Raw genomic sequence first — 16,990 nt, 5'->3', positions numbered from 1 at the left:
ATGTCCGGTTTTGGACACTAAGGAGGTATTTCCTTTGAATTTACTGCTGAAGGCCATTCCAAGCATGCTTACGGTTGGAAACTTGACACTCGGCCTTGTGGCCATCCTTGAAGCAGCATCAGGTCGTCATTCGCTGGCTGCTCTGCTGGTGCTGATAGGAATGGTTTTGGATGGACTTGACGGAAGAGCTGCAAGACTATTACACGCTGAAAGCCACTTCGGGAAAGAACTGGACTCATTATCTGATATCGTTACATTTGGTGTAGCACCCGCATTCATCATGTACGAAGTGGTTTTACAGTATGAAGGCTTTGTCGGTATGGCGGTGGCCGTTTTGTTTCCACTGAGCGGCGCGCTTCGGTTAGCCAGGTTCAATGTTCAACATAAAAAAACAAACTACTTTGTGGGACTTCCGATTACTGCTGCAGGCGGCATTCTTGCAACTATGGCACTGTATAATAACCTGCTCAGACCCTCACAGTTTATTTTGCCGACGGGTATGGTTCTGTTGAGTGTGCTCATGGTCAGTAAAGCTAGGTACCCCAATTTTAAGAAGGTTGCATTTCCTCGGTCCGCCATCGTTGTGGTACCGATTTTGACTGTAGCCGTCTATCTGCTGTTTCGACTCCACGTTTCACTGGTAAATCGGATTATTTTTGTTCCTCTTGCCTTGTACGCGGTGTTCGGAGTCGGGCGCCTGCTGAGACGTCGGCGACGGATTCAAGACCCGGAGCACAACCAGGATGTCTACAATTCTGAACTAAAATGACAAGTGTAAATGATGCATTCATCATGCGCCGGCGCAGCCCCTGTAACAGCCACTGTAGATGTTTTCCATCTCGTCTGCAGAAAGTCATTCTTAACGACCTAGTGCCGGCAACCTTTTAATTTTACGAGAGGTGAAAGACACCCGTCAGGTGCGTATCGCGCAAAAATGCGTTGGTTTTGACTCCTCTGTGTCCAAAGTGGTACACTGAATCTACTACCCCAAAAATTTCTAAAGGGAATATACGCCCGGGCACCATTTTCATAAAATTTTGCTGTTTGAGGGTTTTTTGAGGGTCTTTGTTGACCATACTACTGTCAGGAGGTGATAGCGTGCTAAAGAGAATTGTACACCTGTTCTTTGCAGTGATTGGGGTGGTGTTAGGTTATACGTTTGGTCCGTACTTATTTTTACACATTTTTAGTCTTCATACTTCTCCATTCAGATTCCGATGGTTTGGTGCCGTATTAGGTGGAAGTTTGTTTGTTATTGCGACAACATGGTTGGTAAACTACTTAACCACGCTTATCCGGTGGATAGAGGAAAAACTTCAGAAGACGCCGTTGGCGGATATCGTCGGCGGGACAATCGGCATGGTGATTGGTCTATTAGTCGCATTTTTGTTTTCTGATGCCATCAGATCCATCCCGGTAATAGGAGCGCCTGTACAGTTTTTTGTCAGCTTGTTGATGGCCTATCTTGGCCTTCGCATCGGTTTCACTAAACGGGAAGACTTGGTCACCCTGTTTGCGGGTAAGTTGGCTCGCGAAAAGGATGGTAAAGATAAGGATAAGGATAAAGACCGCGACAAGGAAGAAAAAGCGGGTAAGAAGCAGCTATACAAGCCGGGAGAAGCTAAACTCCTCGACACCAGCGTTATCATTGACGGCCGCATTGCAGATTTGGTTCAGACTGGATTTTTAGACGGAGTCCTTGTGATTCCCTCATTTGTCCTTGAAGAACTGCAACATATTGCAGATTCTTCAGATGTTCTCAAACGTAATCGCGGGCGTAGAGGACTAGATGTGTTAAATCGAATTCAAAAGGAATCCTTAGTCAAGGTTCACGTGTTGGAAATTGACTTTGAAGATATTCAGGAAGTTGATAGTAAATTGGTTCGACTCGCAAAACAGATGCATGGGAAAGTCGTCACAAACGACTTTAATTTAAATAAGGTATGCGAACTCCAAAATGTTGCGGTTCTTAATATTAATGATTTGGCCAACGCTCTAAAACCAGTGGTATTACCTGGCGAGGAATTGGCTGTGCAGGTCATTAAGGACGGCAAAGAGTACAACCAAGGTGTTGCCTACTTGGATGATGGTACGATGATTGTCATTGAAGGCGGGAGAGACTACATCGGCAGCAAACTGGAAGTTCTGGTTACGAGTGTATTGCAGACTTCTGCGGGACGCATGATTTTTGCCAAGCCGAAATTGCTTGAAAAAGCTTTGTAAGGTGAGCGTCGGTGCTAAAACGGCCAATGTTCTGCGGGTGGTTTGCAAATCGGATTTGGACGTCGAGCTTTGAAGTAAGCTAAATCAAAACTTGAAAATCAGACTTCGGTTTGAACGTTCGGTTTGGACCTTCAGATTGAAACTTCGAATTCAAACTTGGAAATCAAGGATAACTTGGGGTAAGATAAGACCGGCGCGTTTGCTGCCGGTCTTTTTTCACACAGTGCGGCAGCGGCTATGCTGCGGGATGGGCAATGAACAGCGCTTATTTACGTATATGGACGGAGGGAGACGAATGCGCATCGGCTTCGGGTACGACGTGCATCAAATGGTTGCGGGTCGTCCGCTGATTCTTGGCGGTGTCAAAATTCCTTATGAACTAGGACTGGAAGGTCATTCCGATGCGGATGTGATTCTGCACGCAGCCATGGATGCTGTTCTAGGCGCCCTGGCTTTGGGAGATATAGGCCAACACTTTCCCAATACAGATCCTGAATTCAGAGATGCTGACAGCAAAGAGCTTTTTCGGCATGTCTGGAGACTGATAGAGTCCAAAAACTATCAGTTAGGCAATATTGATATTATGGTACTGTGTGAAGAACCGAAACTGAGTCCGTACATAGAGACGATGAGGGAACAAATATCCGTGTTGACGAAATCCTCGAAAGAACAGGTGAGTGTGAAAGCCACCACGATGGAAAGAATGGGATTTGTCGGCCGGAAAGAGGGAATTGCAGCACAGGCGGTTGTGTTGCTGGTCAATCAGCAGAGTTAGGGAGGTCGGAATATGACTGTACGTGTTCGCTATGCACCAAGTCCTACTGGACATTTACATATTGGCGGCGTAAGAACCGCTTTGTTCAACTATTTGTACGCCCGCCATAACCAAGGGCAGTTCATCTTGCGCTTCGAAGACACGGACTTGGACCGGAACGTCGCAGGTGCAGAAGAAGAAATGTTGAAGGGCTTTAAATGGCTGGGATTTGAGTGGGAGGAAGGTCCTGATAGAGGCGGTCCGTTTGGTCCGTATCGCTGTACACAAAGGCTTGATATCTATCGAGACAGGCTTGAAAAACTGAAGGGTCAGGACCAGGCGTATCCGTGTTTCTGTACAAGCGAAGAACTGGAGGAAGACAGACAGCGGGCGTTGGCGGAAGGTCGAATGCCAAGGTACAGCGGCCGCTGCCGCCATTTGTCCGAAAGTGAGCGCAGGGAAAAGATGGAGAGAGGTCTGCCCTACAACTGGCGCTTTGCGATTCCTGCGGGGATTCCCCTTGAATTTGAAGATGATATTCGCGGTCAGGTTCACTTTGAGTCAGATGACATCGGTGACTTTGTCATTGTGAAATCCAATGGTTTACCAACCTACAATTTTCAGGTGGTCCTTGATGACGCTTTGATGGAGATTACCCACGTTATCCGTGGTGAAGAACACCTGTCCAATACGCCGCGACAGTTGTTGATATACAGAGCTCTCGGCTACCAGCCTCCTAAGTTCGCGCATTTGCCGCAGGTGCTGAATGAGGACCGGAAGAAGTTGAGCAAACGTGATCCAAATGTGTTGCCTGTTCATTCTTATCGGGAACGGGGTTACCTCTCGGAGGCTTTGGTGAACTTTCTGGCACTGCTGGGGTGGTCTCCTGGAGGCGAAGAGGAAATTATGTCGTTGGACGAAATTGCACAGCAGTTTAGCCTGGACAGAGTAGGGAAAAGCGGCGCAGTCTTCGACGTCGGCAAACTGAACTGGATGTCTGGACAGTACATGAAGCGAAAAGACCTGCCTGATGTCACAGAGATGGTGGCTCAAGATTTGGAGAGACAGGGTGTTTCTCTGCCCCTTGGCCGCGATAGAGAGTGGCTCGAAACTGTGACAGGGCTGTATCAGGAACAAATGACCTGTGCGGCGGATTTTGCAGCCCTTGCAAAAGGTTTCTTTCAGCCTGACATTGATTGGAGCGATGAAGCGCGCGAGGTGATTCAGCAAGAGGGAGCGGAGGCAGTGATTCGCCGCTATCGGGAGTTGACGCAAGAGGATACACAAGCGTGGACTGCTGCAGCCAGCAAAGCGCGTTTCAAGCGAGTGCAGAAGGAACTTGGTGTCAAAGGCCGGGGGTTATTTATGCCGGTCAGAGCTGCGCTCACAGGGGAAGTACACGGCCCGGATTTGCAGCAGACGGTTGCCTGTCTGCCGAAAGAGTGGGTTTTGGCGCGCCTGGATGAGGCTTTGCACCTCACGTCCGCGGCACAATAAGATACAGGCAAAGAGGGGAGGAGTCTCATATGGGCATCACATTGTACAACAGTATGACGCGCCGGAAAGAGGAGTTGGAAACCATTGAACCGGGAAAGGTACGGTTCTACGCATGTGGTCCGACTGTCTATAACTTGTTTCATCTGGGAAATGCGCGCATGTTTGTCGTGTTTGATATGATTCGAAGGTATTTGGAATATCGGGGCTACGAGGTGAAGTTTGTGCAAAATTTCACCGATGTTGACGACCGCATTATTCAGCGTGCAAATGAGTTGAAACTGGGGTTCCGGGAAGTGGCAAACCGATATATTGCAGCCTACTTCGAAGACGCTGACGCGCTTGGGATTGAGCGCGCTACGGTGCATCCCCGCGTCACAGAATGCATCCCTGATATTGTATCGTTTGTTGCCGATCTCGTTGACAGCGGACATGCATATGAGCGCGACGGGAACGTGTACTTCGATGCGTCGTCGTTTCCCGAATATGGCAAGCTCTCCGGCCATTCCATTGCGGAAGTTCAATCCGGGTTCCGAATTGAAGTTCACGAACACAAGGACGATCCCGCTGATTTTGCACTGTGGAAAGCTGCTAAACCGGATGAAGAGTACTGGGAGAGTCCGTGGGGTCCAGGGAGGCCTGGCTGGCACATTGAGTGTTCTGTCATGAACGCTAAATACCTTGGCGAGCAAATCGATATCCACGCGGGTGGACGTGACTTGATCTTCCCCCACCATGAGAACGAGATTGCGCAGACGGAAGCGCACTTTCACAAAGAATTCTCCCGCTATTGGCTGCACAACGGAACCTTAAACATCAATGGGGAGAAGATGTCGAAGTCTACTGGTAATTTTATTATGACCAGGGATTTACTCAAGCAGCGTCCGGCCCGAGCTGTTCGCTACTATCTCCTCAGCGCTCAGTACCGCAACCCGCTGAACTTCACCGAAGAGGGAATGGATCAGGCTGAAAATGCATTGGGACGTGTTGACAGAAGCGTGAAGAACCTTCGGCACAGAGTTGATGGATTGCGGCAGCAGCCCCATTACCTGATTGAAGCTTTGAGTCCTGATAAAGACCAGGTCGCACTTCAAGTAGCATCCGTCCGGACCGCTTTTACTGCAGCTATGGACGACGATTTCAATTCCGCAGACGGGATTGCAGCGATTTTCGAGGGTGTAAGACAAGCCAACACCTATGTGGAGCAGCAGAACGCAACCCCAGAGGGATTGCAACTGTGGATTGATACGATAGAAGAGCTGATGGCTGTCTTGGGCTTGCATGTGGAGTCAGAGGTCGGGATGCTCGAAGCGGACATCTTGAAGCTCATTGAAGACAGAAACGAAGCCCGGGCTCGCCGTGACTTTCAAAGAGCAGACGAGATTCGGGATGAATTGCAGAATAACGGCATCATCCTCGAAGACACGCCGCAAGGGACGCGGTGGCACAAGCCATGAGTGACGGTTGGGATTGGCGGGAACTGTCTCCCTTGGCCTTGGCGTTCATCGGCGATGCTGTCTGGGAAATTTGGGTTCGAAACCATGTTCTGCGCCAGGGCGTTCGACGCCCTGACATGCTGCATAAACGCAGCAGCCGCTACGTACGTGCGACGGCACAGGCACAGATTGTGCAGCACATGTTTGATTCCCTGACCGCTGAGGAACAGGGTATGGTCAAACGGGGTCGAAATGCGAAACCGGCTCATACCAGGAAGAATACAGATGTTTTGGACTACCGCCACAGTACTGGCTTTGAAACGCTGATTGGGTACCTGTATGGAAGTGAGCAAACAGAGCGCCTCGAAGAAGTTTGTCGGGCTGCATTAACCATCATTGACAGAGAGGAGGAAAACCGAAGCAATGGACGGTAATGTTGTGGAAGAAGATATTGTTGCCGGGCGGCACCCTGTCCTCGAGGCGCTGAAGTCGGGCCGTTCAATTAACAAGTTGCTGGTTGCCGAGGGCGCTGAAGGCGGCAGTATGGGGGAACTGCTTGCAAAGGCGCGGGAGCGAAGAATTGTGGTGCAGAGAGTACCGAGATCGAAATTGGACAGTCTTGCAGTGAAAGGCCACCAGGGCGTAGTTGCATACATGGCAGCCCACGCGTACGCAGAACTGGAGGATTTAACAAATCGCCAGACAGGACAAGACCCCCTGATAGTGCTTTTGGATGAAATCAACGACCCGCATAACCTGGGTGCCATTATTCGCAGCTGTGAAGCTGCAGGTGCGCAAGGAGTCGTGATTTCCAAACGCAGGGCCGTTGCGCTGACTTCTGTTGTCGCCAAGGCTGCGGCGGGAGCTGTGGAATATGTACCTGTGGCCCGCGTCTCAAATCTGGTACAAGCCATGGCAAAGCTGAAAGACCAGGGATATTGGATTGTTGGTCTGGATGTGGAAGGAAAGCAGAACTATACAGAGGTGGATTATCACGGCCCTGTCGCAATGGTTATTGGCGCTGAAGGGAAGGGCTTGAGTCGGTTGGTGAAAGAGAACTGCGACTACTTGGTTCAGCTCCCGATGAAGGGTGAGGTTCAAAGTCTCAATGCTTCCGTTGCAGCAGGGGTTCTTCTTTATGAAGCAGTCCGGCAAAGGCAGTAAACCTGCACGGGGCAGACGGCATACAAAATGTGTGATTGTGGACGGATACAACATCTTGGCACGTCTGGCGGCAAAATCTCTGGCGGACATCGACAACCTTGAGACCGCCCGTCACGAGCTGATTGAGCAGCTTGTGGAATATCAGGCCTATTTTGGAGAGCAGGTGGTTGTCGTCTTCGACGCACAGCATACCTCCAGTCCGTTGGTTGAATCTGTTTGGAGAGGCATTCAGGTCACTTACACGGCGCCTCATGAGACTGCTGACCAACGGATTGAACGGTTGGTCTACGAGTATCGGCTGGTGTACCACAGCATCACAGTGGCGAGCAGTGACATTGCCGAACAGCAGGTAGCTTTTGGCGGTGGAGCACTGCGGATTAGTGCTGAGGAGATGATTCGGCGCATGATTTTGGCCGGCCAGCAGATTCAGGAGACGGTGAGCAAACAGAATGAAGCAGACAAGAAACCGAGGCTTAGTGACGTGATTGGCGAAGACATTGCGAAAACTCTAGAAAAATGGCGGCGCGAGTAGGCACTCTAGCATTGATCATAGTAGATTACATAATGTATAATACACAACATCTAACGCCACTCTGAGGTGATCTGTTTGACGTTACAGGTAGACGCTGGCGTTTACTCAATGCTGGAGCAGCGGACAGACGAAGAATTAGTCGTAGCTGTGCGCGAGGGTGACAACCAGTCGCTTGAATTTCTGATTCATAAATATCGCAATTTTGTGCGCGCAAAAGCTCGCTCCTATTTCCTTATCGGGGCTGACCGTGAGGACATTGTTCAAGAAGGTATGATTGGTCTCTACAAATCCATTCGTGACTTTCGCGAGGACAAGCTCGCATCTTTTAAGGCTTTCGCAGAGTTATGCATCACGAGGCAGATTATCACTGCCATCAAGACTGCGACTCGGCAAAAGCACATTCCTCTTAATTCCTACGTTTCCTTGGACAAGCCTATCTATGACGAAGATTCAGATAGAACATTGCTAGATGTCATTTGCAGCGCACGTCTTTCCGATCCCGAAGACCTTGTGATTCATCAGGAGGAGTTCGACGACATCGAAGTTACGATGTCTGAGCTTCTGAGTGATTTGGAGCGCAAGGTACTCATGCTGTACCTGGATGGCCGATCTTATCAGGAGATTGCGGTTGACCTCAATCGCCATGTCAAATCCATTGACAATGCACTGCAGCGTGTCAAGCGCAAGCTGGAGAAGTACCTGTCCGGCCGGAACGTGTATATTTAAACGAGGGCGGATGGAAGGGCGGAATTCATCCTATCGCTATGTACCGATGATTGTGTACGTGGAAATTGAGTGCCGGGCTTTGTTGACACAAACAGTTGGCCTGTGCTAATGTTATCTAAGTCTGCACGGGCGCTTGTCTGTTTCTTTTTTTATGTCAAAAACAGACTGTGAACTTGCCCGAGAGGGAGGTGCCCTAAATGCGTGTCATTATTACAATGGCTTGCACCGAATGCAAGCAGCGGAATTATACAACGACCAAGAACAAGAAAAACGATCCCGATCGCGTGGAACTCAAAAAGTACTGTTCTTACTGCAACTCCACTACAACACACCGTGAAACCCGGTAACGCTGAACGGAAGGGGCTGTGACAAATGGCAAAGGGAAATACTGACTCGACCCAAGGTACGCAGCCCGAACGTCGGCGCACGCGCACGGGTGTTGTTACGTTTACACGCGAAACTGTTCAGGAACTCAAACGGGTTCGCTGGCCAAAACGCAATGAAGTTGTAAGCTATACAGCGGCCGTTTTGATTGTTTGCTTTGTCATGGGACTGCTGGTGTGGTTGTTCGACATCGGCGTAGCTCGCTTGATGGCGCTGATTGGTCTTGTGTAAATCGTCTGTTGCGGCATGCGTGGGAACGTTGTTAGGTGATGGTTTGCGCATGAATCTATGACACATAGACTTGTGTGGTTGGGGAAATCAATCTGAATGGATATAGGGGGTGCGGGGCTTTCCGCCCTCAACATGGATACGCTCGAAAAACAGTGGTTTGTGGTACACACATACTCTGGCTATGAGAATAAGGTCAAGACGAATCTGGAAAGCCGTGTCCAAACTATGGACATGGAGGACAAAATCTTTCGTGTGATTGTGCCGACTGAAGAAGAGATGGAAGTCAAAAACGGCAAGAAGAAACTTGTCCAAAAGAAGGTCTTTCCTGGCTATGTTCTCGTGGAAATGGTCATGACGGATGATTCTTGGTATGTAGTCCGAAACACACCTGGAGTAACTGGGTTTGTAGGTTCTGCCGGAGGCGGTTCCAAACCTGTGCCGTTGCTTCCTTCGGAAGTCAGAAGCATTATGGCGCAGATGGGTGCGGAAGAAGTGAAAGCCAGGATTGATTATGGCCTTGGTGAAGCTGTCCGCATTACGCATGGACCCTTCGCGGATTTAATCGGTACCGTCGAGGAAATCAACGCAGACCAGGAGAAATTGCGAGTGCTTGTGTCCATGTTTGGCCGAGATACTCCGCTGGAACTGGACTTCAGTCAGGTTGAAAAACTTTCCTGAATCACTCTCTGTTCCTATTTGGCTGTAAAACTGTTTAAATGGCAGTTTGATGTTGCGGAAATCGGCATGTCGGGAGCGCGTCTGACGTTGCATTGCAGGCAGGGTCGCTCTGTCGTACAGCCGTTTCTGAGCGCGGTCTCATGCGCGATATAGCTTTACCTTCGTTTAAACGGACCCTTGGTTCGTTGGCGGGGAAGTGGGAGGGCGTAGGCCCGTTGACCACATCAAACGGCAAAGGAGGTGGACATGTTGCCGAAAAAGGTTGTCAAGGTTGTGAAACTGCAGATTGCTGCAGGTAAAGCCACTCCAGCGCCGCCGGTTGGTCCTGCTTTGGGTCAGGCGCAAGTCGGTAATATCATGGGATTCTGTAAAGAGTTTAACGCACGCACTGCGGACCAAGTCGGTCTCGTTATTCCGGTTGTGTTGTATGTGTATGAGGACCGCTCTTACACCTTTGATTTGAAGACTCCGCCGGCAGCTGTGCTGCTGAAGAAGGCTGCAGGCATTGAGTCTGGTTCTGCAGAACCCAACAAAACAAAAGTTGCTACAGTGAAACGGGACAAAGTCCGTGAAATTGCGGAGCAAAAAATGCAGGATCTCAATGCTGCATCTGTTGAAGCTGCCATGAGAATGGTAGAAGGAACAGCGCGGAGCATGGGGGTCACGATTGAGGATTAGTTACTGTGAATTGGTGACTTTTTGTACCGATGCAGGTTTACCTCGGCGTTCCGGAGGTACTGAGCGCACGAACAAAGCTCGTTGTTCGAGTTGGTAAATATATTTGTCACGTATGCGTTTAACGCCTATCCCTTGTGGGAGGTCTTCGGCCGCGTGACCACATGGAGGTGAAGAAATGGCACGAACATCAAAGCGTTTTGGTGAAGCTGTTAAACAGATTGACAAGCAGAAGATGTACGACCCGAACGAGGCGGTGGCTCTCGTTAAGGAGCTCGCGACTGCAAAGTTTGACGAAACCGTAGAGGCTGCGATTCGCTTGGGTGTAGACCCGAAGAAGCAGGATCAGCAGATTCGAGGTGCGGTCGTGCTGCCGCACGGTACCGGTAAAACTGCCCGTGTCCTTGTCTTTGCAAAGGGAGACAAGGCAAAAGAGGCGGAAGCCGCTGGAGCAGACTTCGTTGGAGACGACGACCTCGTTCAAAAGGTGTCCGGAGGCTGGCTCGACTTTGACGTCGTTGTTGCTACGCCAGATATGATGGGTTCTGTCGGTCGATTGGGCCGGATTCTCGGTCCGAAGGGCATGATGCCAAACCCGAAGACTGGCACGGTGACATTCGAGGTGGCCCGTGCGATTGATGAAATCAAAAAAGGTAAGGTCGAGTACCGTTTGGACAGGGATGCAAACGTCCACGTCCCGATTGGGAAGGCCTCCTTCGAAGCGGATCACCTGCTTGATAACTTGAATACGCTGATTGACGCCTTGCAAAAAGCGAAGCCTGCGGCAGCCAAAGGACAGTTCTTTCGGAATCTGTCCATCGCCAGTACAATGGGTCCTGGGTTGCGCGTGAATGTCCAGAAAATTGGACGCGTCGCAGAGTGATTGCTTTGAGGTTAGAAGATTTGCTTGACGCTCCGGCGCGAGTTTCGTAAACTACGTGGAGTGAATTAAATACGGATGAGCCGTAGACAGTAGGTCCGCAGAAGCGGTGAATGTGCCACACGCCTACCGAGGTTCGCGATATATCTGTCGATACAGAATCGCGTCTTCTGTCTGCGGAAGACGCGATTTTTGCGTGACTGATACGGCAGCCATCCAATCAAACTTGAGGAGGTGTTGAAGTAATGGGTGTACTCGAGGAAAAGAAAAAACTGGTCGACGAGATTGCGAAACAGTTTAGCGACAGCAAGGCACTGGTTGTGACTGACTATCGCGGTTTGAATGTCTCGGAGTCCAATGAACTGCGTCGTCAACTTCGTGAAGCGGGTGTGGAGTTCAAGGTGTTGAAAAATACCATGACTCGACGTGCTGCAGAAAAAGCTGAAATGACAGGGTTAGAGCAGTATCTGACGGGACCTTCGGCTATTGCGTTTGGCTATGAAGACCCCATTGCCCCTGCTAAAGTGCTGTTCAATTTTGCGAAACAGCATAAGGCGCTGGAGCTGAAAGGCGGCGTTGTTGAAGGACGTGTCGTCGGCAGCCAAGAGGTTGAGGAACTGGCGACCCTGCCCAGCCGTGAAGGTCTTATTTCCATGCTGCTCAGCGTTATGCAAGCTCCGATGCGGAATTTGGCCTATGCTGTCCAGCAGGTTTCTGAGCAACAGGGCGGCGCCAGTGCTGAGGCTGCTGCTGAGTAAAGTTTACGCTCAGCAGTTGGTTAGAGTCTTACTGCGGTTAGCGTAAATCGGTTGCAGTTGCTTGAAGTGTTTGCTGCGAGGACTGCAGAACGATTAAATAAAAATCAAATTGAGGATATGGGAGGCGTACAGATTGACAAAAGAAGAATTCGTTGAAGCGATTAAAGGCATGACTGTTTTGGAATTAAACGATTTGGTCAAAGCTATTGAGGAAGAGTTTGGTGTAAGTGCTGCCGCACCTGTGGCAGTAGCAGGCGCAGGTGCAGCAGGCGGCGGCGAAGCAGCCGAGCAGCAAACAGAATTCGATGTCATTTTGGCAAGTGCCGGGTCTTCGAAAATCGGCGTCATCAAAATTGTTCGCGAGATTACAGGTCTTGGCTTGAAAGAAGCAAAAGCCCTTGTTGACGAAGCACCGAAGCCGATTAAAGAGAAGGTCAGCCAAGAAGAAGCTGATGAACTGAAAGGCAAGCTGGAAGAGGCAGGAGCTACGGTAGAAGTGAAGTAACCTGCTCTGGATGCGCCGGTTTCCGGCGCTGCTGACGCTCACCGGCCTTGGCTGGTGAGCGTTTTGTCTATTGCGCTGCGGAGTACCGACAATACGGCCGGGGGGCAGGCAAGGTGGATCACTACTATACAAGCGAGCCTTCAGTTAAGCATGAGACACGGGTTGTTGAGGTTCACGCTCGCGCTACAGCGCTGGAGTTAAAAACCGACAGTGGTGTGTTCTCGAAAAAGGGGCTCGACTACGGCACTCGACTGCTAATCGAGACAGTCCGACTTCCTGAAGCTGGGACGATAGTAGATTTGGGCTGCGGCTATGGTCCTGTGGCAGGGGTCTTGCTGAGGGTATATCCGAAGACACGTTGGGTTCTGCTCGACGTCAATAGGAGAGCGGTCCAACTGGCCCAAGCAAACTTAGGCGGGTTCGAGCAACGCTGTGAGACGCATGTCAGTGATGGTTTTGCGGCAGTGCCTGCACTGGTCGCCGATGCGGTGCTTTTGAATCCTCCGATTCGAGCCGGCAAAGCCGTGGTCTATCGTTTGTTTGCTGAAGCGAGAGACCATTTGAAGCCAGGCGGGGAACTGTGGATTGTGATTCAAAAGAAGCAGGGGGCGGCAAGTGCTCGTTCTACGCTTGAAGCGCTGTTTTCGCGGGTAGAGTTGTGTGAAAAGAGCGGCGGCTATCACGTGTACAGGTCTGTAACAAGTTTCTGAGTTTTGATTTGACACGTGAGTTTTTGATTTGACATGGTTATGTCCCAATGATATAATCACTCAATGCAAAATTCGGTCGGTACGATGGGGGATGAATAGCATTCAAACCATTCGGCGATAGGTGAATACTGCCTCTCCATTTGAAAAATGTGGTTGGAAAGCGACCTCATTTTATTTTTGTTTTGTCAAAAGTCTATTTCTATTCGGCATGAGGGGTGAAGGTTTTGCACGGACACATGGTGAAATATGGATGGCGGGAACGACGCTCGTACGCGCGCATCCATGAGGTGCTGGACTTACCGAATCTGATTGAGATTCAGCAGCAGTCCTACCAGTGGTTTTTGGAGGAAGGCCTGCGGGAGATGTTTTCGGATATCTCGCCGATTCAGGACTTTACCGGTAACCTTGTGCTGGAGTTCGTCGACTATAGCCTGGGTGAACCGAAGTACGATGTGGAAGATTCAAAAGAACGCGATGTAACCTATGCTGCGCCGCTTCGTGTGAAGGTTCGCTTGATTAACAAGGAAACTGGCGAAGTGAAGGAGCAGGAAGTGTTTATGGGAGACTTCCCGCTCATGACCGATACGGGGACGTTTATTATCAACGGCGCCGAACGCGTCATTGTCAGCCAGTTAGTTCGCTCTCCCAGTGTCTATTTTAACAGCAAGTTCGACAAGAATGGGAAGCGGTCCTACGCGGCCACTGTCATCCCAAACCGCGGTGCATGGCTGGAGTTTGAGACGGACGCCAAAGATGTGGCTTACGTACGGATTGATAGAACTCGCAAACTGCCCATTACCGTGTTGTTGCGGGCCTTGGGTCTAGGGGCAGACCAAGAGATTATCGATCTCTTCGGAGAGAATGAGTATTTGCAAAACACGCTTGACAAGGACACCACCGACTCAACCGAGCGCGCTTTGATTGAAATTTATGAGCGCTTGCGGCCTGGTGAACCGCCTACAGTGGACAACGCTCGCGCCTTGCTGGCCTCTCGATTTTTCGACCCGAAGCGTTATGACTTGGCGAACGTTGGTCGCTACAAAATCAATAAGAAATTGCATATCAAAAACAGGCTTTTGAATCAGCGTTTGGCTGAAACCTTAGTCGAGATGGATACAGGCGAAATTATCGCTGAAGCCGGCGAAGTGCTGGATCGCCGACTGCTGGACAAGGTCTTGCCTCATCTGGAGGGGAACGTAGGACGTTTGTCTGTGCGTGCTACTCCTGACCTTCTGGAAGAGGATGACATCCCTCTGCAAACCATTAAGGTGTTCTCGCAGACCGAAGACGGAAAAGTGCTGCATGTCATTGGAAATGGCGGTGTCGACCGCTCGATGAAGCACATCATTCCCTCGGATATTCTGTCGGCGGTCAGTTATTTCTTTAATTTGCTGCATGGTGTCGGTTCGACTGACGACATTGACCATTTAGGCAACCGGCGTTTGCGTTCTGTGGGCGAACTGCTCCAGAACCAATTCCGCATCGGTTTGTCGAGAATGGAGCGGGTTGTGCGCGAACGCATGTCAATTCAGGACGCGAGTGCCATTACCCCGCAGGCTTTGATTAACATCAGACCTGTGATTGCGTCGATTAAGGAGTTCTTCGGATCCAGTCAGTTGTCACAGTTTATGGACCAGACCAACCCATTGGCTGAACTGACCCATAAACGCAGGCTTTCGGCACTGGGGCCGGGAGGTCTGACTCGTGAACGTGCTGGCTTTGAAGTGCGAGACGTGCACTATTCTCACTATGGCCGTATGTGTCCAATTGAGACTCCTGAAGGTCCTAATATTGGCTTGATTAACTCTTTGTCCAGTTATGCAAGGATTAACGAGTACGGGTTCATTGAGACGCCCTACCGGCGGGTTGATCCGGACACTGGTGTTGTTACGGAAAAGATTGATTACCTGACGGCAGATGAAGAGGAAAACTATATTATTGCACAAGCCAATGCCCCTTTGACTGAAGACGGGCACTTCCAAAACGAAGAAGTTATTGCTCGGTTCAGGGAAGAAGTGCTCACGGTCGCACGCGATCGCATTGATTATATGGACGTTTCTCCAAAGCAGGTTGTCTCCGTCGCGACTGCGATGATTCCTTTCTTGGAGAACGATGATGCGAACAGAGCGTTGATGGGTTCGAACATGCAGCGGCAGGCGGTGCCTCTGATGGTTACGGATTCGCCTTTTGTAGGTACCGGAATGGAACATCAAGCAGCTCGGGATTCTGGTGTCTGTGTACTCGCTAAACGAGGCGGAACGGTTGAGCGAGTGACTGCGAAGGAAATCTGGATTCGGCCCGAACAGCAGGTGGACGGACGTACCGTGAAAGGCGACCTGGATAAGTATCGCCTGCACAAATTTATACGCTCCAACCAGAACACTTGTATCAACCAACGGCCTATTGTTCGTGAAGGAATGAAGGTCAAAAAGGGAGACATTCTTGCCGATGGTCCTGCGACCGAGACCGGTGAGATTGCACTCGGACGCAATGTCGTGGTCGCCTTCATGACGTGGGAAGGCTACAACTACGAAGACGCCATTCTCTTGTCAGAGAAGGTTGTCAAAGAAGATATTTACACTTCAATTCACATAGAAGAGTACGAACTTGAAGCTCGCGACACGAAGCTCGGACCTGAAGAAATCACTCGGGACATCCCGAATGTTGGCGAAGATGCGCTTAAGAACCTGGATGAGCGCGGCATCATTCGGATTGGTGCTGAAATCCGAGCAGGAGACATCCTGGTTGGCAAGGTGACACCCAAGGGAGTCACTGAGCTCACGGCGGAAGAACGTTTGCTGCATGCCATTTTTGGAGAAAAGGCCCGCGAAGTTCGGGATACATCGCTCCGTGTACCCCACGGAGGTGCCGGCATTATCGTCGATGTAAAGGTGTTTACGCGAGAAAATGGCGACGAATTGCCAGCTGGTGTCAATGAACTGGTCCGTGTTTACATCGCGCAAAAGCGGAAAATCTCCGTTGGCGACAAAATGGCTGGACGGCATGGGAACAAGGGTGTCGTAGCTCGTATTCTGCCTGAGGAAGATATGCCGTTTATGGAAGACGGTACCCCTGTAGAGATTGTTTTGAATCCCTTGGGTGTTCCTTCTCGGATGAACATTGGACAGGTGCTTGAAACCCACCTTGGCATGGCGGCGCGGGCCCTTGGTATTAAGATGGCCACTCCGGTTTTCGACGGTGCCCACTCGGATGACGTGTTTGACACACTTGAAGAGGCTGGCTACTCGAGAGACGGAAAGCATCAGTTGTTTGACGGACGAACCGGAGACCCCTTCGACAACAGGGTTACAGTGGGTTGTGTATACATGTTGAAGCTTCACCATTTGGTGGACGATAAGATTCATGCTCGTTCAACGGGTCCGTACTCCCTTGTGACGCAGCAGCCCCTTGGCGGTAAAGCACAGTTCGGCGGACAGCGTTTCGGTGAAATGGAAGTTTGGGCATTGGAAGCCTACGGTGCGTCTTACACTTTGCAAGAAATTCTTACGGTTAAGTCAGATGACGTCGTAGGGCGCGTCAAGACTTACGAGGCAATTGTCAAAGGTGAGAATGTGCCGGAGCCGGGAGTGCCGGAATCCTTTAAGGTCCTCATCAAGGAACTTCAAAGCCTTGGTATGGACGTGAAGATTCTAAGTGAAGATGAGCAGGAGATTGTCATGAAAGAATCTGATGAGGATGAAGATGCCGGGGAGAAGTTGAACTTGAACCTGGAGATGAACGAAATCGGCGGGGACTGACAGGTCGTCGCCGGCAACAGAATGAACCCATTTCACTCTGTTGCCGTTGCTCTGCTGACTGGGCGAGGGCGCCTCATACGGT

The 16,990-nt window shown here is 50.4% G+C and carries 18 protein-coding genes and 1 other annotated feature; all 18 genes read left to right on the top strand.

Annotated features, from left to right (window positions below):
- Nucleotides 1-34 precede the first annotated feature (34 nt).
- The 18 genes from pssA to rpoB all read left to right on the top strand — a co-directional run bounded on the left by pssA (nucleotide 35) and on the right by rpoB (nucleotide 16,908).
- On the top strand, nucleotides 35-769 hold the full coding sequence (gene pssA, locus GI364_RS22045; protein WP_370541808.1) for a CDP-diacylglycerol--serine O-phosphatidyltransferase: 735 nt from the start codon (nucleotides 35-37) through the stop codon (nucleotides 767-769).
- 329 nt (nucleotides 770-1,098) lie between these two features.
- Nucleotides 1,099-2,223 carry a PIN/TRAM domain-containing protein gene (locus GI364_RS22040; protein WP_198851321.1) on the top strand — a complete coding sequence of 375 codons (1,125 nt, stop codon included), beginning with the start codon at nucleotides 1,099-1,101 and terminating at the stop codon, nucleotides 2,221-2,223.
- A gap of 295 nt (nucleotides 2,224-2,518) precedes the next feature.
- Complete coding sequence (ispF, locus tag GI364_RS22035) at nucleotides 2,519-2,998, top strand: 2-C-methyl-D-erythritol 2,4-cyclodiphosphate synthase (RefSeq protein ID WP_198851320.1); 480 nt, start codon at nucleotides 2,519-2,521, stop codon at nucleotides 2,996-2,998.
- Between the two features lie 12 nt (nucleotides 2,999-3,010).
- Complete coding sequence (gene gltX, locus GI364_RS22030; protein WP_198851319.1) at nucleotides 3,011-4,474, top strand: glutamate--tRNA ligase; 1,464 nt, start codon at nucleotides 3,011-3,013, stop codon at nucleotides 4,472-4,474.
- Between the two features lie 29 nt (nucleotides 4,475-4,503).
- Nucleotides 4,504-5,928, top strand: a complete 1,425-nt coding sequence (gene cysS / locus GI364_RS22025; RefSeq protein WP_198851318.1) for a cysteine--tRNA ligase — start codon at nucleotides 4,504-4,506, stop codon at nucleotides 5,926-5,928.
- Complete coding sequence (locus GI364_RS22020; RefSeq protein ID WP_198851317.1) at nucleotides 5,925-6,341, top strand: Mini-ribonuclease 3; 417 nt, start codon at nucleotides 5,925-5,927, stop codon at nucleotides 6,339-6,341. Before cysS ends, GI364_RS22020 begins: the two co-directional genes overlap by 4 nt.
- A gap of 4 nt (nucleotides 6,342-6,345) precedes the next feature.
- Entirely contained in the window at nucleotides 6,346-7,071 is a 726-nt protein-coding gene (rlmB, locus tag GI364_RS22015; RefSeq protein ID WP_198854158.1) for a 23S rRNA (guanosine(2251)-2'-O)-methyltransferase RlmB, read from the top strand.
- Nucleotides 7,046-7,603: an NYN domain-containing protein gene (locus GI364_RS22010; protein WP_198851316.1), complete on the top strand. Its 558-nt coding sequence runs from the start codon at nucleotides 7,046-7,048 to the stop codon at nucleotides 7,601-7,603. The genes rlmB and GI364_RS22010 overlap by 26 nt, the downstream gene beginning before the upstream one ends.
- Before the next feature lie 108 nt (nucleotides 7,604-7,711).
- Nucleotides 7,712-8,329, top strand: a complete 618-nt coding sequence (gene sigH / locus GI364_RS22005; RefSeq protein ID WP_198854157.1) for an RNA polymerase sporulation sigma factor SigH — start codon at nucleotides 7,712-7,714, stop codon at nucleotides 8,327-8,329.
- A 197-nt stretch (nucleotides 8,330-8,526) separates the two neighbouring features.
- Complete coding sequence (gene rpmG, locus GI364_RS22000) at nucleotides 8,527-8,676, top strand: 50S ribosomal protein L33 (RefSeq protein WP_198851315.1); 150 nt, start codon at nucleotides 8,527-8,529, stop codon at nucleotides 8,674-8,676.
- Nucleotides 8,677-8,701: 25 nt separating this feature from the next.
- Entirely contained in the window at nucleotides 8,702-8,944 is a 243-nt protein-coding gene (gene secE, locus GI364_RS21995; protein WP_198851314.1) for a preprotein translocase subunit SecE, read from the top strand.
- A gap of 132 nt (nucleotides 8,945-9,076) precedes the next feature.
- Complete coding sequence (nusG, locus tag GI364_RS21990) at nucleotides 9,077-9,622, top strand: transcription termination/antitermination protein NusG (RefSeq protein WP_198854156.1); 546 nt, start codon at nucleotides 9,077-9,079, stop codon at nucleotides 9,620-9,622.
- Nucleotides 9,623-9,871: 249 nt separating this feature from the next.
- Complete coding sequence (gene rplK / locus GI364_RS21985) at nucleotides 9,872-10,300, top strand: 50S ribosomal protein L11 (protein ID WP_198854155.1); 429 nt, start codon at nucleotides 9,872-9,874, stop codon at nucleotides 10,298-10,300.
- Between the two features lie 175 nt (nucleotides 10,301-10,475).
- A complete protein-coding gene (gene rplA / locus GI364_RS21980; protein ID WP_198851313.1) occupies nucleotides 10,476-11,180 on the top strand; it encodes a 50S ribosomal protein L1 in 705 nt (234 codons plus the stop codon).
- A gap of 62 nt (nucleotides 11,181-11,242) precedes the next feature.
- Nucleotides 11,243-11,381, top strand: a sequence feature (ribosomal protein L10 leader region).
- 41 nt (nucleotides 11,382-11,422) lie between these two features.
- Nucleotides 11,423-11,935, top strand: a complete 513-nt coding sequence (gene rplJ / locus GI364_RS21975) for a 50S ribosomal protein L10 (RefSeq protein WP_198851312.1) — start codon at nucleotides 11,423-11,425, stop codon at nucleotides 11,933-11,935.
- A 133-nt stretch (nucleotides 11,936-12,068) separates the two neighbouring features.
- Nucleotides 12,069-12,440: a 50S ribosomal protein L7/L12 gene (rplL, locus tag GI364_RS21970; RefSeq protein WP_198851311.1), complete on the top strand. Its 372-nt coding sequence runs from the start codon at nucleotides 12,069-12,071 to the stop codon at nucleotides 12,438-12,440.
- 113 nt (nucleotides 12,441-12,553) lie between these two features.
- Nucleotides 12,554-13,150, top strand: coding sequence for a class I SAM-dependent methyltransferase (locus GI364_RS21965; RefSeq protein ID WP_198851310.1), 597 nt, complete (start codon nucleotides 12,554-12,556; stop codon nucleotides 13,148-13,150).
- A gap of 236 nt (nucleotides 13,151-13,386) precedes the next feature.
- On the top strand, nucleotides 13,387-16,908 hold the full coding sequence (rpoB, locus tag GI364_RS21960; protein ID WP_370541871.1) for a DNA-directed RNA polymerase subunit beta: 3,522 nt from the start codon (nucleotides 13,387-13,389) through the stop codon (nucleotides 16,906-16,908).
- Nucleotides 16,909-16,990 lie beyond the last annotated feature (82 nt).

The organism is Alicyclobacillus sp. SO9 (genome assembly GCF_016406125.1).
Classification (GTDB): Bacteria; Bacillota; Bacilli; order Alicyclobacillales; family Alicyclobacillaceae; genus SO9.
This window is presented reverse-complemented; position numbering and strand designations above follow the sequence as displayed.